Raw genomic sequence first — 2,465 nt, 5'->3', positions numbered from 1 at the left:
CAGTATCGTACAACAAGACAAATTCATTTATGTGGGCATCGATTTGCACAAACAGCATCACACAGCGGTTTTTATCGATTGCTGGAATCAGAAGCTAGGCGAAATTAAGTTTGACAATAAGCCGTCTGCCTTCCCTTTGCTTGAGAAGGAAGTAAAGAAGCATACGAAAAAAGGGCTATCCGTTGTTTACGGGCTGGAAGATGTCGGAGGGCTTGGCAGAGCATTGGCGGTCTACTTGACGGAGAATAAACGTTGGGTGAAAGAAGTCAATCCGAAGCTTTCCACGGCTGGGCGTAAAAGCCATATTACGGTTCAAAAGTCCGACAGTTGGGATGCCGAGTGTGTAGTAAGAGTGTTGAAAGACGAGCTGCTTCAATTGCCGGATGCAAAGCCAATTGATTTATATTGGGCCATAAGCCAGCTTGTCACACGTAGAAAAGGAGTCGTAAAAGTCCTATCCGGCTGCATCAAAAACTTGCATCAGCAATTAGGCTATCATTATCCAAGTTATAAAAAATTCTTCTCCGAAATAGACGGTAAAACGGCCTTGAGCTTCTGGGATGCGTATCCTTCTCCAAGACATTTGAAGGACATGGAAGAAGCGACATTAGCCGAATTTCTAAGAAGTCATAGCAACAATGGATTATCCCATAAGAAAGCAGCACAAATTTTGTCCCTTATTGAAGCGGACGGAGATACATATCGAGATTTTCAGGACAAACGTGATTTCATTGTACAAAGCCTTGTCCGAAGCATACGTTTTAATCAGCAGGAGTTAGCCCAGATTGAAGAAGAAATTGGAGGGCTGATTAAGCAACTAGGCTTCCAACTGGAAACGATGACAGGCATTGATGTAGTTACAGTGGCAGAACTGGTGGTTGAGATTGGCGACATACACCGATTCGCTACGCCTGATAAATTGGCAAGATTCGCAGGGATTGCACCGATTTTATGCGGTTCAGGGAACAAGGTCAGGAACTACAAGAGCAAGCAAGGGAACAGGGAGCTTCACGACATCATCAAGAACCTTGCGATTCGTCAGATCGCTGTAACTCGCAACAAGAAAGAGCCGCGTAACCCCTACTTTCATGCTTACTATGAGCAGAAGCTGACAGCAGGAAAGACGAAGCAGCAAGCGATTGTATGCATCATGCGTAAACTGGTCAATGTTGTCCATTACCTGATGAGAACGAAAGCAGCATACATAATTCCAGAAGTATCCATAAAGCAAGCAGGATGATATAATGATAGTTGGGCAGCAATTGGAAAACAGTTGTTGCCCTTTTACTTGGGATGGTCGCTTATATTGCCAGCCCGCTTAGTTTGAATATGTATACGTATGTGCATAACAACCCGTTGAGAAATATTGATCCGACGGGACATTATTGCGTATATGCTGATAGAAAGAATGCTCATGAAGATGATTGTGACACGGAGGGTTCTATAAATTTAGGACATGACGATAACTGGAACGGTTTTGACAATGGAGAGCTTAAGAGACTCGTTGCTGTCTCAGGTTCCGAAAATTTTTATAAAAAAAGAAAAATTTGAGGCACAGAGTTGGTAAACATGAATATGTGGAAATGATATTGATGACGCAGCAGAAGCTATGTAAACAAAGGGGACTTTACTGATGGATCTTAACTTACTTGAAGAAAAAATAGAGAAAGGAATAATAATATTAATGAGGCAATTATTTTAATAGATCAGTTAAAAATTAAAAGTGCCGCAATGCGACTATCCCTCGTACTGTGGTTTCTTTTTAGCCCGTAAAAGCGGTTTTCATGGAGATTCTTGAGCTTGTTTGGTGGAGTACAAGATTAAAGATCAAACTTTTCGTGGCGATTGTCTTTTTCATTGAACTGATATATACAGAGATCATCAGCCGAAGGTATAATTTAGCGGGGCAATATTTTGAATATTCAACATCAAAATCTTATATGGAGGTAGTCATGGAAAAACGAATCATATCATTTTTACTATGTTTCATGCTAATGATTACATACGGTTCACCAACAATGGCAGCAAACGGCGATACAAAATATCAATACGATACTAGAGGTCAGTTAGTAGAGGTTTCTAATTCTAACGGAACCATATATCACGATTACGATGTAAATGGAAATAGAATAAGAAAGCATAGTACAGGTAACCTTCTTATAAACTCCAGTTTCGAAACCTACACAGGAACAAACGGAATAGCGGATGGATGGACAAGATATGGGGCAGCGGGAGACTTTAAGGTGGTTACGACGCCAGTAGTATCTGGAAGCCGCGCGCAACAAATATCAGTGGAAGGCTTGGGAGGAGTTTACCAAGAAGTGGCCGTAACTGGGAATAGTACCTATGAAATTAAGGGTCGGGTAAATATTACGGCTTTATCCAGCGGCAAAGTTCAACTGGTCGTTCAATATTATGATGCAGCGGGTAATCTGCTAAGTGATGTAAGACCAGCTGAAACAGGC

At 41.5% G+C, this 2,465-nt stretch carries 3 protein-coding genes; all 3 read left to right on the top strand.

Translation table 11 applies throughout. The features are described from left to right. Positions 1-4: 4 nt before the first annotated feature. A complete protein-coding gene (locus PEL01S_RS34065) occupies positions 5-1,240 on the top strand; it encodes an IS110 family RNA-guided transposase (RefSeq protein WP_127463357.1) in 1,236 nt (411 codons plus the stop codon). An 11-nt stretch (positions 1,241-1,251) separates the two neighbouring features. Then, positions 1,252-1,551 (top strand): RHS repeat-associated core domain-containing protein, encoded by a 300-nt coding sequence (locus PEL01S_RS34060; RefSeq protein WP_127463356.1) that lies wholly within the window; start codon positions 1,252-1,254, stop codon positions 1,549-1,551. Positions 1,552-1,784: 233 nt separating this feature from the next. Further along, positions 1,785-2,465: hypothetical protein (locus PEL01S_RS34055; RefSeq protein WP_164824383.1), on the top strand; the 681-nt coding region annotated here is incomplete at its 3' end.

The sequence above is a fragment of the Paenibacillus elgii NBRC 100335 genome, assembly GCF_004000865.1.
Taxonomy (GTDB): Bacteria; Bacillota; Bacilli; order Paenibacillales; family NBRC-103111; genus Paenibacillus_G; species Paenibacillus_G elgii.
Note: the sequence above shows the minus strand (reverse complement) of the source record. Positions and strands in the feature narration are given on the sequence as shown.